18 protein-coding genes and 6 pseudogenes are annotated in these 21976 nt (G+C 62.4%); 7 read left to right on the top strand and 17 right to left on the bottom strand.

The window, feature by feature from the left end:
• Positions 1-567: 567 nt before the first annotated feature.
• The 4 genes and pseudogenes from ACFPOB_RS25485 to ACFPOB_RS25470 form a co-directional block, all read right to left on the bottom strand.
• Positions 568-708 (bottom strand): annotated as a pseudogene (locus tag ACFPOB_RS25485) (IS3 family transposase); the annotation flags it as partial.
• A 143-nt stretch (positions 709-851) separates the two neighbouring features.
• The gene (locus tag ACFPOB_RS25480; RefSeq protein WP_377801141.1) at positions 852-2021 is read right to left on the bottom strand and encodes a cation:proton antiporter domain-containing protein; all 1170 of its coding nucleotides are present in this window, start codon (positions 2019-2021) and stop codon (positions 852-854) included.
• A 48-nt stretch (positions 2022-2069) separates the two neighbouring features.
• Positions 2070-2492 carry a thioredoxin TrxC gene (gene trxC, locus ACFPOB_RS25475; RefSeq protein WP_377801140.1) on the bottom strand — a complete coding sequence of 141 codons (423 nt, stop codon included), beginning with the start codon at positions 2490-2492 and terminating at the stop codon, positions 2070-2072.
• Between the two features lie 51 nt (positions 2493-2543).
• Positions 2544-3383 (bottom strand): SDH family Clp fold serine proteinase, encoded by an 840-nt coding sequence (locus ACFPOB_RS25470; protein WP_465248456.1) that lies wholly within the window; start codon positions 3381-3383, stop codon positions 2544-2546.
• Positions 3384-3573: 190 nt separating this feature from the next.
• On the opposite strand from ACFPOB_RS25470, the gene ACFPOB_RS25465 reads away from it, so the two are divergent.
• Positions 3574-4352 (top strand): IS5 family transposase gene (locus ACFPOB_RS25465; protein ID WP_465248455.1). Its coding sequence is split into 2 segments (ribosomal slippage): positions 3574-3898 and positions 3898-4352, totalling 780 coding nucleotides; the frame shifts between segments, so codons are not numbered across the junction.
• Positions 4353-4426: 74 nt separating this feature from the next.
• Here the strand turns inward: ACFPOB_RS25465 and yfdX2 are convergent.
• From yfdX2 to ACFPOB_RS25405, 12 genes and pseudogenes are all read right to left on the bottom strand, one after another.
• Entirely contained in the window at positions 4427-5314 is an 888-nt protein-coding gene (yfdX2, locus tag ACFPOB_RS25460; protein WP_377801139.1) for a heat resistance protein YfdX2, read from the bottom strand.
• Positions 5315-5416: 102 nt separating this feature from the next.
• Positions 5417-6331 (bottom strand): heat resistance protein YfdX1, encoded by a 915-nt coding sequence (yfdX1, locus tag ACFPOB_RS25455; protein WP_377801138.1) that lies wholly within the window; start codon positions 6329-6331, stop codon positions 5417-5419.
• 22 nt (positions 6332-6353) lie between these two features.
• Positions 6354-6497 (bottom strand): annotated as a pseudogene (locus ACFPOB_RS25450) (Hsp20/alpha crystallin family protein); the annotation flags it as partial.
• A 13-nt stretch (positions 6498-6510) separates the two neighbouring features.
• Positions 6511-7311 (bottom strand): annotated as a pseudogene (locus ACFPOB_RS25445) (IS3 family transposase); the annotation flags it as partial.
• A 33-nt stretch (positions 7312-7344) separates the two neighbouring features.
• Positions 7345-8525, bottom strand: a protein-coding gene (locus ACFPOB_RS25440; RefSeq protein ID WP_377801137.1) for an IS3 family transposase whose coding sequence is annotated in 2 segments (ribosomal slippage) — positions 7345-8261 and positions 8261-8525 — 1182 coding nt in all. Because the reading frame shifts where the segments join, the coding sequence is not laid out codon by codon here.
• A gap of 116 nt (positions 8526-8641) precedes the next feature.
• Entirely contained in the window at positions 8642-9202 is a 561-nt protein-coding gene (locus ACFPOB_RS25435) for an NADH dehydrogenase ubiquinone Fe-S protein 4 (protein WP_037094077.1), read from the bottom strand.
• A gap of 1 nt (position 9203) precedes the next feature.
• A complete protein-coding gene (locus ACFPOB_RS25430; RefSeq protein WP_037094075.1) occupies positions 9204-9824 on the bottom strand; it encodes a hypothetical protein in 621 nt (206 codons plus the stop codon).
• Between the two features lie 211 nt (positions 9825-10035).
• Positions 10036-10683 (bottom strand): HdeD family acid-resistance protein, encoded by a 648-nt coding sequence (locus tag ACFPOB_RS25425; RefSeq protein WP_043767813.1) that lies wholly within the window; start codon positions 10681-10683, stop codon positions 10036-10038.
• Complete coding sequence (locus ACFPOB_RS25420; protein WP_377801136.1) at positions 10680-11852, bottom strand: RNA polymerase sigma factor; 1173 nt, start codon at positions 11850-11852, stop codon at positions 10680-10682. Before ACFPOB_RS25420 ends, ACFPOB_RS25425 begins: the two co-directional genes overlap by 4 nt.
• A 77-nt stretch (positions 11853-11929) precedes the next feature.
• On the bottom strand, positions 11930-14824 hold the full coding sequence (locus ACFPOB_RS25415) for an ATP-dependent Clp protease ATP-binding subunit (RefSeq protein ID WP_377801135.1): 2895 nt from the start codon (positions 14822-14824) through the stop codon (positions 11930-11932).
• 64 nt (positions 14825-14888) lie between these two features.
• Complete coding sequence (ftsH, locus tag ACFPOB_RS25410) at positions 14889-16721, bottom strand: ATP-dependent zinc metalloprotease FtsH (RefSeq protein WP_377801134.1); 1833 nt, start codon at positions 16719-16721, stop codon at positions 14889-14891.
• 14 nt (positions 16722-16735) lie between these two features.
• Complete coding sequence (locus tag ACFPOB_RS25405; RefSeq protein ID WP_160788250.1) at positions 16736-17167, bottom strand: MarR family winged helix-turn-helix transcriptional regulator; 432 nt, start codon at positions 17165-17167, stop codon at positions 16736-16738.
• Between the two features lie 200 nt (positions 17168-17367).
• On the opposite strand from ACFPOB_RS25405, the gene ACFPOB_RS25400 reads away from it, so the two are divergent.
• From ACFPOB_RS25400 to ACFPOB_RS25375, 6 genes and pseudogenes are all read left to right on the top strand, one after another.
• Positions 17368-17793 carry an Hsp20/alpha crystallin family protein gene (locus ACFPOB_RS25400; protein WP_377801133.1) on the top strand — a complete coding sequence of 142 codons (426 nt, stop codon included), beginning with the start codon at positions 17368-17370 and terminating at the stop codon, positions 17791-17793.
• Between the two features lie 14 nt (positions 17794-17807).
• A complete protein-coding gene (locus ACFPOB_RS25395; protein WP_377801131.1) occupies positions 17808-18206 on the top strand; it encodes an Hsp20/alpha crystallin family protein in 399 nt (132 codons plus the stop codon).
• Positions 18207-18226: 20 nt separating this feature from the next.
• On the top strand, positions 18227-18718 hold the full coding sequence (locus ACFPOB_RS25390; protein WP_377801130.1) for an Hsp20/alpha crystallin family protein: 492 nt from the start codon (positions 18227-18229) through the stop codon (positions 18716-18718).
• A 115-nt stretch (positions 18719-18833) separates the two neighbouring features.
• The gene (locus ACFPOB_RS25385) at positions 18834-19313 is read left to right on the top strand and encodes a phosphate-starvation-inducible PsiE family protein (protein WP_377801129.1); all 480 of its coding nucleotides are present in this window, start codon (positions 18834-18836) and stop codon (positions 19311-19313) included.
• Between the two features lie 41 nt (positions 19314-19354).
• Positions 19355-19609 (top strand): annotated as a pseudogene (locus tag ACFPOB_RS25380) (transposase); the annotation flags it as partial.
• Between the two features lie 64 nt (positions 19610-19673).
• A pseudogene (locus ACFPOB_RS25375) lies at positions 19674-20482 on the top strand (IS3 family transposase); the annotation flags it as partial.
• Positions 20483-20729: 247 nt separating this feature from the next.
• On the opposite strand, the pseudogene ACFPOB_RS25370 reads toward ACFPOB_RS25375, so the two are convergent.
• Positions 20730-21951 (bottom strand): annotated as a pseudogene (locus ACFPOB_RS25370) (IS110 family RNA-guided transposase); the annotation flags it as partial.
• Between the last annotated feature and the right edge of the window lie 25 nt (positions 21952-21976).

Here is a 21976-nt window from a genome sequence, read left to right as displayed (position 1 = left end):
GATCCCATCGTCAGCCTGCCAGCCGTGGCCGCCTGACCAGCCCGGCCAAGCCGGCAGCGTGGTGGCCCTCGGGAGCTACACCACCATCAGGGACACGACCTGAAAATGCGCGACACTATGCCTACGGGGGATTGCGCTTCTGGAGAGCCGTACTACCGTGTTGGCGTGTCAATTTCAGTCAGAGAGGGAAGAATGTTGGTCCGATTGGATGAGAATTCGCTGTATGCGATGAAGTGGCACGCGCGGGAGGTTTTCGCCCCTGCAGGCCACGGGCACACGCTCGAGGCGCTGGCTCGTGGACTAGGTGCAAATACCTATAACGGATTATTAGCCTATTCCCAGAATTACGGTGGAATCCTGTGGGACGGCGATGACTCGAGGGCGCTGGCTTATCTCGCCGAGCGGGAGATCACGGTTCGCCGTGGCGCACTTTCGGACGTAGTCGCGGAGCATGTGGTTGAGCACGAGCATGTCTGATAGCTGGTCAGCGCAGAAAACTGGCTCCACTGTTCGAGTTTGATGGCTTCTCCTAGCCGGCCAGTTCCGGAATTCAGGCAAGTCTCGCCCTGAAATGCTCTCCTCGCCGCGCACGCCTTCCAGCACGATGCGGATCTTCTCTTCCGCCGAAAACTGGCGGCGGGTCGCGCGCCGGATGTCCTTCACGACCTGCTCTGCCGGTGCTTTCTCCGGACCCGATTTCTGTCTCATCTGCGCTCCATGATGGCTGCGATGATCCAGAAATCCTCCCTTCCCGAAAACCCCTAAACTGTCTCAAGAGCGCTGACGGCAGACAGTTAGAGTGTCAGCATTTCTCGCCTTGGCCGCCGCAAAGATATGGCTGCCATACTTTGTCAACAGGGCCTAACGTCGATTGGTCCTAGGCCTGACCCCGCCCATCTAATCATAAGACTTCCAGCCAACATGCTCACTCCAATCGCGAGGAGGAGGGGGCCGGCGAACTCCTCGGCCACTGTACCCGACGTCGAGGAAACCGATAGCAACATCAGGCTGAATTCTCCCCCGTTGGCCAGGATGACTCCGGTCCGCAATGAGGTCTGAAGCGCTTCGCCGAATAGTCGGGCGACGACGAAAACAATCAGCGTCTTTCCGCAGAGTATTATTGCAAGCCAGACCAGCACGGCAGGCCATTGAGATGGAAGGATCCAAAGTGGCAATTGAGTCCCGATACCGATAAAGAAAATCCCGACAAACAAGTCGCGAAAGGGCCGGATCTCGTTCTCGACAGCATGGCGCGCGTCGCCCTCGCCGATGATCATACCGGTCGCGAATGCGGCGAGCGCCGGAGAAAGGCCAGCAGATGTCGCGACGATCGTGGACCCAAGCGCAATGGTAAGTGCGAGGAGTTGGGCAAGCTCCGGATCGCCACGCAACGCGACCCAACGGGCAAGTACCTGCAACGGACCTCGGGCAATGAACAGAGCAGCAACCACTGCCGTTGCACTGGCGATGACCGTTATCACGCCATACCCTTCGGCGGCACCACTCATTGCATCGTGCAGAAGCAGGAACGCGACGGCTGCCAAGTCCTGAAACAGAAGCACTGCGATGGCCAAGCGCCCATGAGCCGATCCAAGAGCGTTCGCGCCTGCGAGCACCTTGAGGCACATGGCTGTGGATGACATCGCAACGGCCCCGCCGATGAGGATTGCGGAAACTGATGCGAGATCGAAGACCAAACTCGCTACCAACGAAACCGTTATCGTCGTGACTGAAACCTGTACAGCCCCAAGACCGAAGACATGCTTCCTGAGTGTTACGAGCTTCTCGAAGGAGAATTCCAGACCAAGCGCGAACAGCAGGAGTACGACTCCGATTTCGCCAATACTGCTCAGGGCAGCGCTCTCCGCAATCAGGCCGAGGCCAGCGGGTCCAATGACTATACCGGCAAGAATGTAACCGACGATGCTAGGCACGCCAATCCGTGAACATATCGTCACGAGTACGAACGCGGCGCAAACCAACAAGGCCGCACTTTCGGCAAATCCAGTCACGCCATGCATGTTCTTCTCCTGATACCATGTCGCAGGAAATGCCAATACTTGTATACTCTAAACGTGCGACCGCGCCCACTGCGCTATCTGCGCGGCAGGTATTACACCGCTCGTCCTCGCGATTTCCTTGCCGCCCCTGAACAAGATCATGGTGGGAATGCCGCGGATCCCGTAACGGTCGGTGATCTGCTGTTCGGCTTCGGTATCGAGCTTGCCGAGACGGAACTGGGGTTCGAGCGAACGCGCCGCAGCCTCGAACAGAGGTGCCATCATCTTGCATGGCCCGCACCATTCCGCCCAGAAATCGACGAGCAGGGGCAGATCGGCATCGGCGTGTCGGTCGAAACTGGCGGCGGTCAGTGTGACTGGCCGGCCCTCGAACAGGGCGGCGCCGCAGCGGCCGCAGCTGGGGTTATCCGTCAGTCGTTCCTGCGGAACGCGATTGACGGAACTGCATTTCGGGCAAGCAACGGTGGGCATTCTGTTCTCCCTTTGAGTGTCGTTTCGGAGGGGCAGGCAGGGCGGCGCCGTTCAGCGCGAGGTCGTGGCCCGCCGGGCCTCTCGGTGGCGGGGTTCGGGCAGGTATTCGACGCCGCCGCCCAGACGGCGGACGGGCTGCGGATAGAGGGTCATCAGCTCGAGTATTTCCTCGGGCATGTCGGTCCGTACCGGCAGCCCCATCTCGCGCGCCTCTTCCGCAGAGATAGGGTAGTCGTGCGTCCAGGTGCCGGTGGCCAGCTGCGCCGCCAATGTCGCCGCCTTTTCCTCGTCCATCTTGTCGGTCAGGAGCCGTCGCGCTACGGTCTCGACTTGGGCGATCGCCTTTCGACCGACATCGGCCAAGACCAACGTCTGGTCGTCGATTTCCGTGATCGGCTTTTGCTCGACGACCCTGATGAGTGAAGCCGCGGGCATTTGGCCGAGTTGCGGATCGATCGGGCCCAGCACGGAGTGGTCGCACATCACGATCTCGTCTGCGGCCAGAGCGATCAGCGTTCCCCCGACATGGCGTAGTGAGGCACGAAAACTGTGACCTTGCCCTTGTGTCCCTGGATGGCGCGAGCAATCTGCGTGGCAGCGAGGACCAGTCCGCCGGGGGTGTGCAGCACGATGTCGAGCGGCATTTCGGCGTCCGTCAGCTGGATCGCGCAGGACTTCCTCGGAGTCGTTAACGTCGATGTAGCGAACCAGGGGAAAACCTAGGAGGTTCATCGTCTCCTGCCGATGGATCATCAGGATCACCCGGCTTCCGCGCATCCTCTCGATTTGAGCGATCTTCCGAGTGCGCATCGCCTCCAGATACTTCCTCTGCAGTGCCGGCTGCAGTGCGGAGACGATGAAGAACAGCCAGAGCAGTTGCATCAAATCCATGGATTTCCTTTTCCTTTCCTTCGCCCATCCGGCAGGAAGCCGTATATTCCCTCGTCGCGGTAGTAGTTGCGATAGGTGACTGCAGGCCTGCGTAGAATCGGACTAGGCCGCGTGGACGAACCGGCACAGGGGGGATTCCCCCGAGGCGGATGACGTGATTCGAGGCTGACCTCTGGAGAGGAGGTCGGCCTTGGTTCGGGATCGTTTGACGGATGCGGAGTGGGCGATCTTCGCCCCGTTCCTGACGGAGCAGTCGGCCCGCGGCGGCCGCCCACCGAAGGACCACCGGCGCACGCTGGACGGCATCTTCTGGATCACCCGAACCGGCGCGCCGTGGCGTGACCTGCCCGAGGAACTCGGGAAGTGGAACTCGGTCGACCGCCAGTTCCGGCGCTGGACCACCTCCGGCATCTGGGACGTGCTGTTGCAGGCGCTCGCCGACAGCGGCGGCGAGGCCGACATGCTCCAGATGATCGACAGCACCATCATCCGGGCGCACCACTGCGCTGCCGGAGGAAGGGGGGGACCCAAAGTCAGGCTCTCGGCCGCTCGCGCGGCGGCTTCTCGACCAAGCTCCACCTGCGTGCCAATGCCGATGGCCTGCCCATCAGCGTCGTGCTGACGCCCGGCGAGGCCCACGACCTAATCGCCTATGACGACCTCATGGCCGAGCGCGACAGCGATCCCGGCGTGCTGCTCGGTGACAGGGGCTACGACAGTGACCGCCTGCGGCAGGATGCGCGCGACCGGGGGGCCCAGCCGGAGATCCCGACCAAGCGGAGCCGCAAGGTGCAGCACAGCGTCAACCGACGCCTCTACGCCCTGCGTTCCCGCATCGAGTGCTTCATCAACCGTCTCAAGAACTGCCGCCGCGTGGCCACCCGCTACGACCACACCGCTTCCAGCTTTCTCGGCTTCGCCCTGCTCGGCTGCATCCGCTTATGGATCAGGTTCGTCCACGCGGCCTAATGGGGTGAAAAAGCATACACTCCTGAGCAAAGAGAGGGGCGCGACGCGCCCCTCTTACGCCCTATCCAGCGGTTTCAGAACAACTTGGACAGCTTTGCCTTGATTTCATCGAGCCAGCCTTTTCCGCCGCCTCCCCCAGCCGTCTTTTGCTTGACTTTCCTGAGTTCAGCATACAGGGGCTCAAAGTCCTTCTTCTTTCCATAGCCCAGCAGTTCTGCCATTTCCAACTGCTGCCGCGCTTCGTTCAAGAATGTCTCCAGGCGCTCATTGGACGCTTCGCTCCGCTGACCATCTTCTACCAAGGTCTCGGCGCGCTTCAGGAGCAGCCTGGCGCGCAGGGCGGGCAGCGGATGCACGCTGCGCGTCTCGACCAGCGTGCTGAGCGCTGCCTGCAGCGCGGCTTTGGCTTCTTCAATCTTGCCCTGATCGATCAGCGGCACGACTGACTTCACGGCTGCGGGATAGGACGCCAGAGGGATGTTGGTGACCACGATCACGATTTCACTGGCCAGCAAAGCCAGCACGTGACGTGCCTGTTGCACCTCGCCATGTTTGAGGGCATCCAGCGCCTCGTCGGTCATCGCCTCAATGGTTTCCGTGTTGGCGAACAAGTCGTGCACGATGGTGCGCACATCAACGGGGGCCAGGGCAAGCGTGGGTTCGCGCGCAACAATCAGCTCCAGCTTTCCAGTCACTTCGGCCAGCATTGCCAATGCGCGTGCAGCGTCCTTGCCGTCAAGTGCGGCCAGCGCTGATTTGGTCAGCGCCAAGGCCGAGACGGCCTCATCGAGGACTTGTCTACGTTTGTCTGCCGCCTGCGAGCCCGTTTCCTTCTGAACCTCAGGCTGTACCTCCGTGACGACTTCAGGCTTGGCCTCTGGACTGACAGGAAGGCTGCTTACCGCGGCCTGTTCGTTTATTTCTTTGTTCGTCGCATTGGGATTCGATGTTTGCTCATTCATGGTGATATGCCTCGTATGAGTTAGTGAAAATAGGCGAATCTATTGGGGCTGACTGCGAACATCGCGAGACTGACCGACCGAACAGTCGGCCCCTTCATCACCTCAAAACAGCTTTTGGAGGCGCGTCTTCAACTCGTCGAACCATCCCTTGCCGCTTTCGCCACCAGCCGACTTTTGCTCAATGGACTTCACCTGATCGAAGATGGGTTTGAAATCCGCCTTCTTGCCATAACCCAGGATCTGCGCCATCTCGATCTCCGTGCGCACGGACGACAGCAAGGTGCTGAGCTCCTCGTTCTGCTTGGCATCGCGCTTGTCGGTCTCGGCCAGCTTTTCAGCTTTTGCCATCGCGGCTTCAGCCCGTAGCACGGGCAGAGGAAAGGCGACCGAGGTCACCACCAGCGTGTTCAGTGCTCGGGCGAGTTCCGCCTTGGCGTCGTCGATCTTGCCGCTGTCGATGAGCCGTGCGGCCGACTTGATCGCTGCCGGGTACGTTGCCATCGGCAGGTTGTCGGTTTCGATCACGATTTCGCTGGCCAGATTGGCGACGATGGGCCGGGCCTTTTGCACCTCGCCATCACCCAACAACTCCCGAGACAACTCGACCGCTTTCTTCACCGTTTCCACGTTGGCGTGGATATCGTGGGTGATGACGCGTACATCGACCGGCGCCAAAGCAAGTTTGGCGTCGCGTGCCAATACCAGTTCCAGCTTTCCGCTGGCCAGTTCCAGCGCAGCGAGCGCCTCCTTGGTCTTCTTTGCCTCAAGGAGTGTCAAAGCCTCCTGGGTCTTGGTGAGCGCCGTGATGGCGTCCTGAGTGAGCTCAGCACGCTTTTTTTCGGCTTCCCGGGCGGCCTTGTCATCTACCTGTGGCTGCGCCGCCTTGGATGCGGCAGAGGGTGCTGCAGCACCTGGGCTAGAACCTGCCGCCGATTGGGCCTGAGCCGGTCCGCTAAGTCCGACGACGACCGCCAGGGCAAGTGCGGAGAAGGTTGATTGGGGCTGTTTGATATTCATGATCTTGGGCTCCTAATTAAAGTTAGTTGACTGAGATTTCAATCTGTTTCGGTTTGGCTTGCTCGGCCTTGACAAGCCGCACTTCCAGCGCGCCGTCTTTCATCGAAGCCGTCACCTTGGTCGGATCAACGTTGTCAGGCAAGACAAAGTTGCGCACAAAGTGACCTGCCACTGAACTTTCATCCAGCGGCGATTAGAGTCTCGACCGTTTCTGTTACGCCGTTGGGCGCGGGTTGAGCAACGGGCGGAGACGCGAAGCCCTTATCGAGCGAAGCGTCGGAGCCGGTTGCGGTAAGGGTTCCGGCGAAGGCCGCCGGGGTCTGGTATCCGAGCGAGGAGTGCGGTCTCGCGGTGTTGAAGTCCTGCCTCCATTCGGCGATGGCGCTGCGGGCGTGGTCGAGGCCGAAGAACAGGCTCTCGTTCAAGAGCTCATCGCGCATCCGGCCGTTGAAGCTCTCGACGTAGCCATTCTGCATGGGCTTTCCGGGCGCGATGTAGTGCCACTCGACGCGATGATCCTTCGACCAGGCGAGGATCGCGTTCGAGGTGAACTCCGTGCCGTGGTCGGAGACGATCATGCCCGGCTTGCCGCGTCGGGAGATCAGGTCCGTCAGCTCACGAGCAACGCGGCGACCGGAGATCGACGTGTCCGGGATCGCTGCCAGGCATTCGCGCGTCACGTCATCGACGATGTTGAGCACACGGAAGCGCCGCCCGCAGGCGAACTGATCGTGCACGAAGTCCAGCGACCAGCGCGCGTTCGCCCTTGCCTCGACCAGGATCGGCGCCCGCGTGCCCACCGCGCGTCGCCGCGCCCGGCGCTTGCGCACCGTCAGGCCCTCCTCGCGGTAGAGCTGGTAGATGCGGTTGACGCCAGACGTCTCGCCCTCCCGCCGCAGCAGGACGAACAGGCGCCGGTAGCCGAAACGCCGGCGCTCGTTTGCGAGGTCACGCAGCTTGCCGCGCAACTCCGTCTCCGTGATCCGCCCCCGCCGAGAGGTCCGGGTTGAATGTTAGTGGGCGGTTGGCCTCGGCGCCAGCGCGGGCGGCGTAGCCGGTCTGGATAGCGCAGCCGCCCGCGCGGTCATGGCGGGCACGAAGACTTCTGGAGCCGGCGGCTTGTAGCCGAGCGAGCCGTGCGGGCGCACCGTGTTGAAGTGGCGCCGCCAGCTTTCGATGACGATCTTCGCTTCAGCGAGGGTATAGAAGATTTCGCCGTCGAGAAGCTCGTCGCGGAGCCTGGCGTTGAACGACTCGATGAAGCCGTTCTCCCATGGGCTGCCGGGCGCGATGTAGGCGGTCTTCGCGCCAACTGCGCCGATCCAGGCCTGCACAGCCTTGGCGACGAATTCGGGGCCGTTATCTGAACGAACATGCTCCGGCACGCCGCGCAGGACGAACAGGTCCGAGAGCACGTCGATGACGTCGATCGACTTCAACCGCCGATCGATGCGGATTGCCAGGCATTCATGGGTGAACTCGTCGATGATGTTCAGCATCCGGTACTTTCTCCCATCATGGGTCCGGTCCTCGACAAAGTCGTAGGACCAGACATGGTTGGGCCGCTCGGCGCGCAGGCGGATGCAGGATCCGTCCGCGAGCCAGAGACGGCCGCGTTTGGGTTGTCGGGCCGGAACCTTCAGCCCCTCGCGTCGCCAGATCCGCTCGACCCGCTTGTCGTTGACGACCCAGCCCGCCGTCGAACGCAGCAGCGCGGCAATCTTGCGATAGCCGTAGCGGCCGTAGCAGCGGGCCAGTTCGACGAGGTCGGCGATGAGTTGCTCCTCATCGTCTCGGCCGCGCGGGATCCGGCGTTGCGTCGAGCGATGCTGCCCGAGCACGCGGCAGACCCGCCGCTCCGACACTTTGAGAGCGAGCCGAACGTGGTCGATGCAGGCACGGCGACGCGCGGGGCTTACCAGTTTCCCGACGCGGCTTCCTTCAGGATCAGCTTGTCGAGCGTCAGGTCCGCGACGGCGCGACGGAGCCGGGCATTCTCGGCCTCGAGTTCCTTCATCCGCCTGACCTGATCCGTCTTCAGGCCGCCGAACTCACGGCGCCAGCGGTAATAGCTAACCTCCGTCACGCCGATCGAGCGGATCGCGTCGGCAACGGATTGCCCCTGCGAGACCAGTACATCGACCTGACGCAGCTTCGCGACGATCTCTTCGGGCTTGTGGCGCTTCTTCGGCATCTCGGTCCTCCTGTCTGCCAAAAGACATACTTCACGGTGGACCAACTCAACGGGGGTGGATCAGTATCGGCCCATGGAAACATCTCATTTCCCCGAGCGCATGTAGCTGGCCGTCATCACGTCGTCTTTCTTGCAATTGTCACACCCGTCCACGCCGGAGGATCAGAGGCGGGGAAGGATTCGAGCGAGGCTTCGAGGACCGGATCGAAACTCTCCCTGTCGCTGGTAGACGGGTCGGCCGTGCTCTCATGCTGGACGCCTCTTGAGAGGCGGCGATCGGGGCGGAACGGGACCCGGAAGGCTCCCGGGGCATCGACGCCCCTGTGCAGCCGGTGGCGCGTCTCACCCGCCCAAGGGTTCGCCATCCGGGCTCCCCCAGCGTCCTCGCGCACGACATAATGCCAGTCCTGCCGCTCTGCGAAGTCCACGGCGCTGTCGCGATCCGGAAACTTCAGCCGGATCGGACGATAGGGATCGCCGCTGGACGTGTATCCCATCAGCGGCTCGATCTGCGGCGGCCGGGACGGCTCGAACTCGAGGACCCAGTAGTTGGGCCGAGGCGCCGATGTCATCGCGGAACGGGCAGGACGGTAGATGATTGCCGTCGGCACGTCCCAGGATGGCAGATCGGTTCCGGGAATTTTCGGCGGGAATGGTGGGCGATTATGGCCGCGCATATCAGTTCTCCCGGGTGTCGGTGGATACGAGAAGGTGACGTTCGAGATCGTCGAGTTTTTCCATTCGCCTCGAATTCAGGCGAACGGCGCGTTCGGTGTTCTGCGAAGGAAAGGCAGCAGCGTGCAGGACGTCCGACCGCATCGCTATCGTGAGATCGGCGACGGCATTCATCACGCCCTCTCCGTCCCCGTCCGAGAGCGTGCCGTCAGCAAAACCGGACTGCAAGCTCTCCAGTACCTGCTCGAAGCTGGACACGACCCCTGCACTCGCGACCACAGCCAGCTTGTGGCTGAGAACACGCAGTTCATCGATCAGCTTCGCATCGTGCCTTGCGGTTTCCACGATCTCTGCGACCTTCTCGATGCAGGCCATGTAAATGTCGCATTGCTGCTGGAGGATGATGACCCTTCCTTCCTTGCGAAGCTCGAGATCGGTCTGGCGATTGAGAAGCGCCGCGGTCAGAATGATCGTCACGACAGCGCCGAGGAAGATGAGCGTCATCTCCTGCGCGAAAGGCAGTATGTCTTCGGCAAGATACATCGAACGAAAAACGAAAACGATGCCGATGCCCAAGGCAGCGGCCGCAGCAGCAAATGCCAAGTCAGGCAGGCGGTTCGACATCAGCACCTCGCATTTTCGGTGTCAGGTGGCATGCACGGCTTTGCATCGGCGTCCGGCGCCTCTGCGTCCCGGTGCCGCAGGAAGATTGGCGTCGGACCGCTGCCGAACGGATTGAAGCCGGTGCTCAGGCAACGGTCGAAGATCGTTTCGTCCCATCGGGTGAAATCGTGCTCCTCGCCGGCAAGTCGCCCGTCATCCACCACAGGGCACCTCACGCCTTTGCCGATGGGGGAGCGTCATCGAAGGCCGCACCGTCCGAACGATCCGCCTTGCGAAGCCGTAGCCCGAGGAGGATCATCATCACCCCGAAGACCGCGGCGTAGAAGCCGATCAGCCAGCCGAGCGCGAGGAAGCTTTCGACCGGGCGCGTCAGCAGCATCCAGGTCACGACGACACCGAGAACGACCGAGAGAAGGCCGCTCAGGATCAGCCAGATTTCGCCGTTGATTTCCTTTCGCAGGCGGATCGCTGCCGCGATCTCGAGGGCACCCGAGAACACGGACCAGAATGCGATGCTGGCCCAGAGGAATGTCGCAAGCACAAGCGTCGCCACGAACGGCGAGAAGACCACGACGACCCCCGTGGCGATCCCCAGAATGCCGCTGAACATCAGCCAGCCCCAGCGATCGCCCCCGCGGATGTTGCGGACGGCGGCGACGAGGCCGAACACGCCATCGGCGAAGGCGAAAGCGCCGAAGACCAGCGTCAGAGCAAGCAGCGACTCCGCAGGCATGAGGAAGGCGAGAACCGCGATCACCAGCGCCAGGACACCGCGCAGCACGAACAGCCACCAGTTCCCGGACAGGCTGCCCAGCATGTCCTGCATCGTGTCGGATTGCTTTGCAGAGGTTGTCGTCATTGGTCCATCTCCTGTTCAGGTTTCAACTCAGTAGTGCCGATTGTCTCCGCGCCGGCCAGGGCGGCCGCCACGCGGCGGCGGTCCTCGACCGGTTGAGGCAGACACTGCGTCCGGGCAATTTCCCTTTCCACGGGCGCGCGCCCCGATGCCTCGCCGATCAACCCGGCTTCGACCAGCGTGCCGCGCAGTGTCTCCGCCGCGTTCTCTGCAATCTTCAACACTTCCGCCTCAGTGAGACCCAGGAGGTGCGCCGTCTCCGCGATCGTGGCGTCTTCCAGGTACATCCGATACAGGACGCGGCGCTCGACCGGAGCAAGATCTGCGATAGCCCGGTGCAGTGCCATGGCGATATCATGACGATCCACTTCGGTCTCGGGGTCTGTGCCGCCGTCGTCGGCGATGAGGTCCTCCAGCATCAGCACTTCGTCGGGCTGGTAGAACTCGAACATCGCCTGATCCGCCTCGGTCGGATCCTCCGCCGGGGCCTCGGGTTCCGCCTCGATGGAGGCGGCATCCTCGGGCACCGCGCGGCGCGCAGCCTGCGCCTCGGCCTCGACGGTCTCGAAGGCCAGCTGCGTCAGCCAGTCCCGGACGGAGAATTCGGTCGGCCGCCGCTCGAAACGGTTGAGCCCGTTGAGGATCGTCGCATCGACGATATCGCCAACGCTCAGGTAGCCAGCCGGCACAGACCCGTTACACTCGAGATAGGTCAACTCGCGCCTGACTGTATCGTAGACCGTATCGAGATGATCCTCGATCAGGTCAAAGAAGAGCTGGCGCCGGTCCGCTTCCGCCGCATCCCGCGCGGGCGGCAGCGGGGCGCCGATCCGGCGCCGGCGGGCGGGACGCTTGTATTCAGGCTCGTGCTTGAGGCGCGCCACATGCCGATCGACCTGGTGGCGCAGGTCGGCAAAGGCCTTGCGCAGGACAGGCTCGATCTCGAATCCATCTTCCCGCGCCGCGATCACGCCCGACGGCAGTTGCAGGCGCAGGCTGACTTTGATGCGCGTCTTGCCCCTCGTCTGCGAGGCAACGACTTCGAGCCGGACCAGATCCTCGCGAAAGCGCGCAAGGTGCGGTTCAAGTTGCCGCACCTCTTCCTCGATGACCTCAGGCGCGCGCTGTTGGCCGTGCCGGTCGAGATTGCGGAATGATCTAATGACGTTCATGCCGTGGACCTTCCTATAACTCTCCGAAGAGATGGCCCGGCGCGACCGATATCGCGCCGGGCCAGTCTTTTGCGCTGTCACTCGGCGGACTTGTCGTCCTTGGACTGCACCTCATCCCCAACGCTGGGCTTCGGAACGTCCGTCTTGTCTTCGGCAACTTCGCTGGGCTCCTCGATCCCGGCCTTGACCTGATCGTCCGGGCTGTCGTCACCGGTGTCCTTTACGATCTTTTCGAACACGACCCTCTGTTCGTCTTCCGACCAGGCGACGCGGACCTTGTCACCATCCTCGATCCGCCCGGAGAGCATTTCGCGGGCCAACTCGGTCTCCAACTCCGACCGGATCAGCCGGCGCAGCTCGCGGGCGCCGAATTCGGGGCGGAAGCCGACCGCGCCGAAGTGATCCACGACGCTCACGTCGAATTCGAGTTCGACGCCCTGGGTAAGGGCGGTCCGCTTCACCCGGTTGAGCTGCAACTCGACGATCTGGCGGATCTCCGACTGATTCAGCGAATGAAAGACGATGATCTCGTCGATCCGGTTGATGAACTCTGGCCGGAAATGATCGCGCAACACCTCCATCAGTTCGGATTTCTGCTTGGCCTCGTCGAACTCACTGCTGCCGCGCTTCTTGAGGTTGCGCTGGATGATGTCCGAACCGAGGTTCGACGTGGCGATGATGATGGTGTTGGTGAAGTCCACCACGCGCCCCTTGCCGTCGGTCAGCCGACCGTCGTCGAACACCTGCAACAGAATGTTGTAGACATCCGGGTGCGCCTTCTCGATCTCGTCGAGCAGCACGACCGAGTAGGGCCGACGGCGCACCTTCTCGGTCAGTTGCCCGCCTTCGTCGTATCCGACGTAGCCGGGAGGCGCGCCCACCAGCCGGGCGACCGAGTGGCGCTCGCCATACTCGGACATGTCGATGCGGATGATTGCGTCCTGATCGCCAAAGATTACTTCGGCGAGCGTCTTGGCCAGTTCCGTCTTGCCAACCCCGGTCGGCCCGAGGAAGAGGAAGGTCGCCGTAGGTCCGCGTCCCTCGCGCAGGCCCGCGCGCGCCAGCCGCACAGCATCGGCCACGGCGCGGATAGCCTCTTCCTGGCCGATGACGCGCTCATGCAGCTTGTCTTCGAGCTTCAGAAGCTTGTCCTTCTCCTCGGCGGTCAGCTCGGTGACCGGAACGCCGGTGATCTTGGAGACGATCTGCGCGACGTGATCGGCGCGCACCTCGGCGGTCGCCGAAGCCTGGTCGCGCTTCCAGATTTCCAGAAGCTCGTCCAGCTCCTTCTGCTTCTGCTCGAGTTCCTTCTTCAGTTCCGCTGCACGGTCGAATTGCTTGCGGGCTGCGGCATAGTCCTGCTCGCGCTTGATCTGCGCGGCTTCGGCCTCCAGCTCCTGGACTTCCACGGGGCGCGCCGTGGCGCTGATCTTCACCCGTGCGGCTGCCTGATCGATCAGGTCGATCGCCTTGTCGGGCATGAAGCGGCCAGTGATGTAGCGATCAGAAAGCTCGGCTGCCGCGACGATGGCCTCGTCGGTGATCGTCACCTTGTGGTGCGCCTCCAGCGTGTCGCGCAGGCCGCGCAGGATCATGATGACCTGAGCTATCGTGGGTTCCTCGACATAGACCGGCTGGAACCGTCGCTCGAGCGCCGCGTCCTTCTCGATGTATTTCTGGTACTCGTTGAGCGTCGTCGCGCCGATCAGGTTCAGCTCGCCCCGCGCCAGCGCCGGCTTGAAGGTGTTGGCGATGTCGAGACCGCCTTCGCCACCGCCCTGGCCGGCGCCGACGATGGTGTGGATCTCGTCGATGAACAGGATCAGGCTGTCCTTCTCCTCGGTGATCTCCTTGAGGATCTTCTGGACTCGCTCCTCGAACTCGCCGCGATACTTCGACCCGGCCACCATCGAGTTGATGTTGAGCTCGACCAGCCGCTTGTCGCGCAGCGCCTCGGGCACTTCGCCCGCGACGATCCGTTGTGCAAGTCCCTCGACGATGGCGGTCTTGCCCACGCCGGGCTCGCCGATCAGCACCGGGTTGTTCTTTTTCCGGCGGGCCAGCACTTCGATCGTCGTCTCGATCTCGCGGGCGCGGCCGATGACGGGATCGAGCTTGCCCTCGCGGGCGAGCTTCGTCAGGTCACGGCTGAACTGGTCGAGATCGGGCGTGCTGGAAGGCGCCTCCACGCGGCCTTCCTCGGCTCCCTTGCCCACGACCTTGGTCACCTGCTGGCGAAGAGCCTGCGGCGTCAATCCGTATTTGCGCAGGATCGACGCGGCCAAGCCGTCACCTTCCTCGGCAAGGCCGATCAGAAGGTGCTCGGGACCGACATAGGAATGGCCGAGTTCGTTCGAGGCGATGAAGGCCCGGTTTAGCGCGTCCTTCAGGCGAGGACTTACGCCGATTTCGCCTTCGGTCTTGGCGTCTCCACGCTTCGCTTCCTTCTCGATCTGGCGCCGCAGATCGTCCACATCGACCTTGAACTGTTCCAGGATCGTCTTGACGACGTCAGACGAGGTCAATGCCAGAAGCAGATGTTCGGTATCGACCTCGCTGCGCCCGAATTCCCCGGCCTTCTGTGCGGCATCCTGCAGCAGCTTGTTGCCCTGTTCGCTCAGCCGGTCGGCGATGGTGCGTCCGCCGCCGCGCCGCGATCCACGCCGCGGCGCGCCCTCGCCGAAAGTGGCGTCGACGACAGCGTCATCGCCATCACCCATGGAGCCGAGCGTGCCGCCTCGCAGCGGACTGTCACCAAAGAGGCTGCCGAAACCGCTCTCGCCGAAGAATTCGTCAAGAAGGGAACGCCGTCCGAACAGGGACTCCAGCGGCGAGGCGCTGCGCCCCGACCGGCGCGCCATTTCGCTGTAATGCTGGTCGCAAAGCTCCATGTTCTGAACCCTGCCGTTCACCGAGGCGCGCACGCGCGCCGTCGCCGGGCGACCGCAAATATCGCAAGCTCCGTTAGCCATTCGTCTTCTCCGTTTTCATTATCCAGTCAGGATTGTTCGCCGATCATCTGCGCCAGTGACAGTGTCACGCAGCGACCGCTTCCGTTCGTTTCAGCTTGGACCCAATTGCCACAAGATCGGGCTCGTCCAGGGTCTCTCGTTGCAGGAGATCCTGCGCCGATTGCTCGAGAAGATCCAGATTGGATTCAAGAAGGGTGAGGGTGCGCTTGAACACGCCATCCACGATGTCGCGCACCTTTATGTCCATTCGCTCGGCCGTGGCCTCGCTGTAGCGGCGGTTGAGCCAGGACGCCTGGTCGCCGGTGCCGAGAAAGCCGGGCCGATCGGTGTCGTAGCTGACTTGCCCGAGGTCTTCGTCCATCCCGTACCGCGCGACCATGGCGCGGGCGATGTCGGTCGCCTTGACCAGATCGTCCGCCGCCCCGGTCGAGACATGATCGTAGATGATCTTCTCTGCCGCGCGCCCGCCAAGCAGGACTGCGATCTTGTTCTCGAGTTCCTCCCGCGTCATCAGGAAGCGGTCCTCGGTCGGGCGCTGGATGGTGTAGCCGAGCGCGCCAATCCCGCGCGGTATGATCGAGACCTTGTGCACCGGGTCCACCCCCGGCAGAGCCATCGCCACAAGCGCGTGCCCCATCTCGTGGTGCGCCACGATCTCGCGTTCGCGCGGATTGAGCACGCGGTTCTTCTTTTCCAACCCGGCGATGATGCGTTCCACCGCATTGTTGAAGTCGTCCATCGTCACTGCATCAGCCTTGCGGCGCGTGGCGAGCAATGCTGCCTCGTTGACGAGATTGGCAAGATCCGCGCCGGAAAAGCCGGGAGTAAGCGCTGCGACCTTATCGGCATCGACGTCTGGGGCGAGCTTCACCTTTTTCATGTGAACGCCAAGAATCTGCACGCGTCCCTTCTTGTCGGGCCGGTCCACCAGCACCTGACGGTCGAAGCGTCCCGCGCGGAGAAGCGCGGGGTCGAGAATCTCGGGTCGGTTGGTGGCGGCCAGGAGCACGATGCCCACTGAAGGGTCGAAGCCGTCGAGCTCGGTCAGAAGCTGGTTCAGCGTCTGCTCTCGCTCATCATGGCCACCGGCGATCTGGCCGGAGGAGCGCGCCCTCCCAAGAGCGTCGAGTTCGTCGATGAAGATGATTGCCGGGGCCGATTTCCGGGCCTGCTCGAACAGGTCGCGCACCCGTGCGGCACCGACGCCCACGAACATCTCGACGAACTCTGATCCCGAGATCGAAAAGAAGGTCACGCCGGCCTCGCCTGCCACCGCGCGCGCCAGAAGCGTCTTGCCGGTTCCCGGCGGCCCGACGAGCAATATGCCTTTGGGGATATGTGCGCCCAGCTTTCCGTATTCGGCGGGGTTCCTGAGGAACTCCACGACCTCCTCGAGCTCGGCCTTGGCCTCGTCCACACCGGCCACGTCGGCGAAGCTGACGCCGGTTTCCTTTTCCATGTAAACTTTGGCCTTGCTGCGGCCGACCTGCATGAACCCGCCGAAGCCCTGCTTGTCGGCGAACTTGCGGAACAGCAGCATCCAGATTCCGAAGAAGACAAGCGCTGGCGCCACCCAGGAAATCAGCGTGCCGAGAAAAGTGTTCTGAGGAACACCCGTGATCTCGACGCCGGAGCGGTCGATCCGCTGCAGGATCGCGGGATCCACGACCGTCGTCACGAACTGCTTCTTGCCGTCGACGGGTTCGGCGAAGGTGCCTGTGATAGTGTCTGACCCGACCGCGACAGAAGAAATTTTCCCGTCAGCGAGATACTTCTCGAACTGGCTGTAGCTGATCGGCGCGACGGATTGCCAGCCGGCGATCAGGTTCTGGATGAAAAGCACGGCTATGAAAGCCACCACCCAGTACCAGATGTTGTATTCGGTCTTCTTTTCCATACCGCTTTCCCCTTTCACTGGCGCCCGAGCCGCGCCCTGATCCGCTCGAGCAGCGCCAGCAGGGCGCGCCTTTCGTCCGCCGACAGATCCTGCAGGATTTCATCTTCGAGCGCCGATTGCCGCGGCGCGAGTTCCTTCAGCATCGCCCGGGCCTTCGACGTTGCCGTGACGATCTGCGCCCGCCTGTCGTCGGGCGAGGGCGACCGCTCGACCCAGCCGCCCCGGACCATGCGATCGACGAGCTGGCCGGCTGTGGCCTGGCCGACCTCCAGCAGGTCGGCCAGATCGCCGATGGTCAGCCCAGGCGCATCCTCGACATGCGCCGCCGCCATCCAGGACAGGCGGGTCAGGCCGCTGCCGCGGATGTCTTGGTCGATCCGCTGCTGGATGAGCTGCGCGACCCGGTGGATCGTCGTCCCGATCAGCGCGATGTCCGAAGAGATCATGGGTATCCTTCCTCCGATTGCATGGTACACAGGAGAAACCGCCCCCCATCCAAAACGCAATGCATCCATCATACATGCTTGCATAATAAATGGAACGGCCTATCTTGATAGGCGTTCTCCGAACCCACATCCGGCCGGCCAGGTTGCCCGACCGGACCATGCTGCCGGTTCGGGCATCGATCAGCTACAGGAGGCCAGCAATGCTCTATCCGACATATCTGCGCCGCAGCGATCCTTTTGCGCTGATGCGCTCCATGATGCGCGATCTGGACCGCGGTTTCTGGCCGCCGTCCCGCGCAGCGTTCCCGCCAGTGAATGTGTGGCAAGGCTCTGAGGCCGTTGCCGTCACCGCTGAACTTGCGGGTATCGAACCGGGCGATATCGAGATTTCGGTCAAAGACAACGTCCTGACGCTGTCGGGCGAACGCAAGGCGCCCGAGGTTCCCGACGGTGCGCGCTGGCACCGCAACGAACGCGGTTATGGCAAGTTTTCCCGCGCTATCCGCCTGCCATTCGCGGCTTCGGATGACAAGGTCGAGGCGAGGATGACGAACGGCGTATTGCGGATCGTCATCTGCCGGCTAGAGGAAGAGAAGCCGAAGAAAATTGAGATCAAGGCGGCCTGAGAGGAGCTGGAACGATGGGCACCGACATTACGCAGGCCACCGAAAAGACACCGACCGACGCGCCTGAAACCACCGGCGGCGGCCGCATCTACCGCCCGCTGACTGATATCGTCGAGACCGATCAGGGCGTCTCCATGATGCTCGAAATGCCTGGGGTCGCCCCCGATGCGGTCGAAATCACGCTCGAAAATCGCGTTCTGACGATCCGCGGCAAGGTTGAGCCCGTGCGGCCAGAAAATCTGGAACTTGCTTATGCCGAATATGGCGACGGCGATTTCGAACGTGCCTTCACACTTTCAGAGGACTTCGACCCCGACAGGATCCAAGCCGAGATGCGTGGTGGCGTCCTCACCTTGACGCTCCCCCGAGCCCCTGAAGCGCAGCCAAAAAGGATCGCCATCAAGGGCGCCTGAAAACCAAAGGAGACCATATCATGCAGATTAAAGACCTCATTCCCTGGGCGCGCAAGGACGGCGCGCCAGAATCCAAAAGCAGCGAAGGCAACCCGATCGCGACGCTCCAGCGAGATATGAACCATGTGTTCGAGAGTTTCTGGAACCGGGTCGGTCATTTCGAATGGCCCTTTGGCAGTGGCGAGGCGAAATCCGACGTGGTTGAGACCGACACGACGATCGAAGTGTCGATCGAGTTGCCTGGCATCGAGATGAAGGACATCGAGGTGACGGTCAACGACGACATGTTGACTGTGAAGGGGGAGAAGAAGATCGAGCGCCAGGAGGAGAAGAAAGGATACTATCTCTCCGAGCGCAGCTACGGCGCGATCTACCGCACAATTCCGCTCCCCCCCGGTGTGGATGGCGAAAAGGCGCAAGCATTCTTCAAGAACGGGGTTCTAACGATCAAGCTACCCCAACCCCCCGAGGCGCAGGCTAAGGTCAAGCGCATCGAGGTCAAGAACGGCTGATTTGCCACATTGGGCGTCGCCGGTCTGCGGCGGCCCTCCGCTCGGTGCGATACCACACTGTCTGGCGAAGATCCCGGGGAGCTTTTCTCCCCGGGGCAGCTTTCTAGGGGCAATAATGAAAGACCTGAAACGATCCGGGCTAACCCGTGAGCAATGGTCGGCGATGACGCTCTACGAGAAGTTCGAACAGGTCGTCATTTTCGTCCTCAGCGCCATCATTGCGTTTATCGTCGTGGCGTCGGTTTGGGCGCTGATGCGCGAGGTCGTGAACCGGTTGGTCTTGGAAGCGTTCGAGACGCTCGATTACGCCACCTTTCAGGTGGTGTTCGGCATGATCTTCACCGTTGTAATTGCGCTCGAGTTCAAGCGCTCCCTTCTTGTGGCGACAGAACGCAGCTTCGGCATTCTCCAGGTCCGCACGATCGTGCTGATCGCGCTCCTCGCGATCGCGCGCAAATTTATCATCCTCGACCTTGGCGAGACGGAGCCAGCCAAGATTGCCGCCCTCGCGGGCGCGGCTCTTGCGCTCGGAGCAGTCCACTGGCTGGTGCGCGATCAGGACCGGCGCGAAGGGCCCGGTACTAAAAATGCTTAAGAGCCCGTCCCGAAAGGGGTTGAGCAGCTGGGGCGCTCGTAATTCCAAGGGGTTGTTCAGGCCATCGTGGAGCGAGCGATGGGACCCCAGCCACTCGCCGGCAGCATAGTCGCGCGGGACTTCGATACGAAACGGATTTGACAGAAGCAGAGTGGCGGCTGGTCGCGCGGTTGCTACCGGCGCCGAAGCGGACGGGCCGCCCGCTCTTCTGGCCGCTGCGCGAGATCTTCAACGCGATTTTCTACGTGATGCGCGGCGGCGTTGCCTGGCGGCTGCTGCCGAGCAACCTTCCGCCTAATGACCTGAGACCCTGATCCTCCTCCAGATTTGAGTAGAGTCCGTCACTCAAGGAGACGGACAATGCGCCCCTCACGATTTACGGAAGAGCAGATCATCGGGATGCTGAAGGAGCAGGAGGCCGGAGCGGCGACGGCTGACGTCTGCCGCAAGCACGGCATCTCCTCGGCGACCTTCTACAAGTTCAAGGCGAAGTATGGCGGGATGGACGTGTCGGATGCGCGCCGGCTGAAGACCCTTGAGGACGAGAACGGCCGCCTCAAGAAGCTGCTGGCCGAACAGATGCTCGACAACGCGATCCTCAGGGATGTCGCCGCAAAAAAATGGTTACGCCCGATGCGAAGCGGAAGGCGGTGGCTCATGCCTGCACGGTGCATGCGGTGAGCCAGCGTCGGGCGTGCCTGGCCTTGAAGATCGACCGCTCGACGGTGCGTTACACGAGCACCCGGCCGGACGATGCCCTGTTGCGCGAGCCGATGAAGGCCGTGGCAGGAGAGCGCCGGCGGTTCGGCTACCGCAGAATCCACGTCATGCTGGACCGCCAGGGCATCGTGATGAACCAGAAGAAGCTGCGACGGCTCTATCGCGAAGAGAAATTGCAAGTCCGCCGCCGCGGCGGCCGCAAACGGGCATTGGGCACGCGCAGGCCCATGCTCGTGCCTGATCGGGCCAATGCGCGCTGGAGCCTCGATTTTGTCTCCGACACGATCTCGGACGGTCGCCGCTTCAGGGTGCTCGCCATCGTCGACGACTATACGCGCGAGTGCCTGGCACTCGTCGCCGACACCTCGCTCTCGGGTCTGCGCGTGACCCGCGAACTGGTTGGCGTCATTCGCCTGCGCGGCCGGCCGGGGACGATCGTGTCCGACAACGTCCTATGTCGGGAAGCAGCTTTGGGCTTTTGGCCAACAGGTCTCATCGCGTCGGCAATGCGCCGACGTCGGCATTAAGCTGATCCAGATGGTTTCCACCGTCAACGGGATCGCTCCCAGCCATAGCAAACACAGGATCCAGCGGCATTGATGCGGCCGTGGTCCTCACCGTCCTTAAGACGAGATACGCACCCAGGTGGAAGGCCCGAACATTATCTACAGGGTCGCCTCTGGCGCCCTCACGGCACTTGCAGAGAGGGGTCCTTCCACCTGGCATCCGACCGTTCTAGGAACGGCCGGTATTCTGTTCCCGTCTTGACGACGGCATGCGCCACCCGCGCCATCTTGGCGGTGAGCGCGGTCATCGCCTTGCGACGGCGATCGGCATCGTCCGCGTGACCGGCAACATAGCGGCCGAGCTTGTCGCGGAAGCTGTTGTCGCATTGGCGCGCGGCGACCTGCGCCGCCATCCAGAACGTTCGGCGCAGCCGGGCATTGCCGTACTTCGACAGCTTGGTCCGACCGCGAAAGGTACCGGATTGGCAGGTGGCGAGGTCGAGGCCGCAGAACTTCAGGAACTGGCGGTGATGGCCGAACCGGCGCAGGTCTCCGGCTTCAGCCAGGATCGTCAGAGCGTTGATCGGCCCGATTCCCGGGATACGCCGCAGCAATTGATAATCGTGATGATTGGCCAACGTGACCTGCGCGATCTCCTCGATCCGGTTGCGCTCCCGGATCAGGCCCCGCGCCTGGGCAATGATCATCCGGAACATCGTGATCGCCGCGCTCTCCTCCGGCACGGGCAACGCGATTGATGAACAAGCCGTCTCGTAGATGTCGTTGATCAGCCGCGCCTTGGAGACTTTGCGGCCGACCAGAGGCCAGGCCTCGGCCGAAAACGCTTCCCGCTCCAGTGCGGTGATGCTGCCGGGAGTGGGGAAGCGCTCGATCAGCGCCAGGAACCAATCCGAGCGGCTATTGCCGGCGAAGCGGCCGATCTCCGGAAAGTACAACGGCAGATAATGCGTCAGGATGCGGTGCCAAGTCTGCGTCTTGGCCTTCGAGATCGTCTCGTGCGTCTTCGACAGCTCCTGGAGATCGTTGATGCCGGCGGCCAACGGGTCGACATAGGCCTGCGTCGCGCCGATCCGCAGCATGTGCAGGATGACCTGTGCGTCTTTGGGATCGTTTTTGTCCCAACCGTTGTGCAGCGCTTCCCGGGTTCGGGCCAGCGCTACCGAGGAGATCAGCCGCAGCTCGAAGCCTGCCGTCAGAAGCCGGTAAGCGAGCGTGCGATGATAGTTGCCGGTTGCCTCGAAGCCGATGAGGATCGGTCGCCCGATCGCGGAAAGCTCAGCAGCCAGGCGGTCGTAATCCGGCTTGGTCGCCAACACTGCGGATTCCGATTCCGACCGGCCATCATTCCGATAATTGACCGGCCGGGATTCCGATAATTCTCCGGCCACCATTCCGATTAATGACCGGCCACCAGCC

The organism is Allobosea eneae, assembly GCF_042657265.1.
In the GTDB taxonomy this organism is placed as follows: domain Bacteria; phylum Pseudomonadota; class Alphaproteobacteria; order Rhizobiales; family Beijerinckiaceae; genus Allobosea; species Allobosea eneae.
The sequence above is the reverse complement of the archived record's forward strand: the minus strand, read 5'-3'. Positions and strand labels throughout refer to the sequence as shown.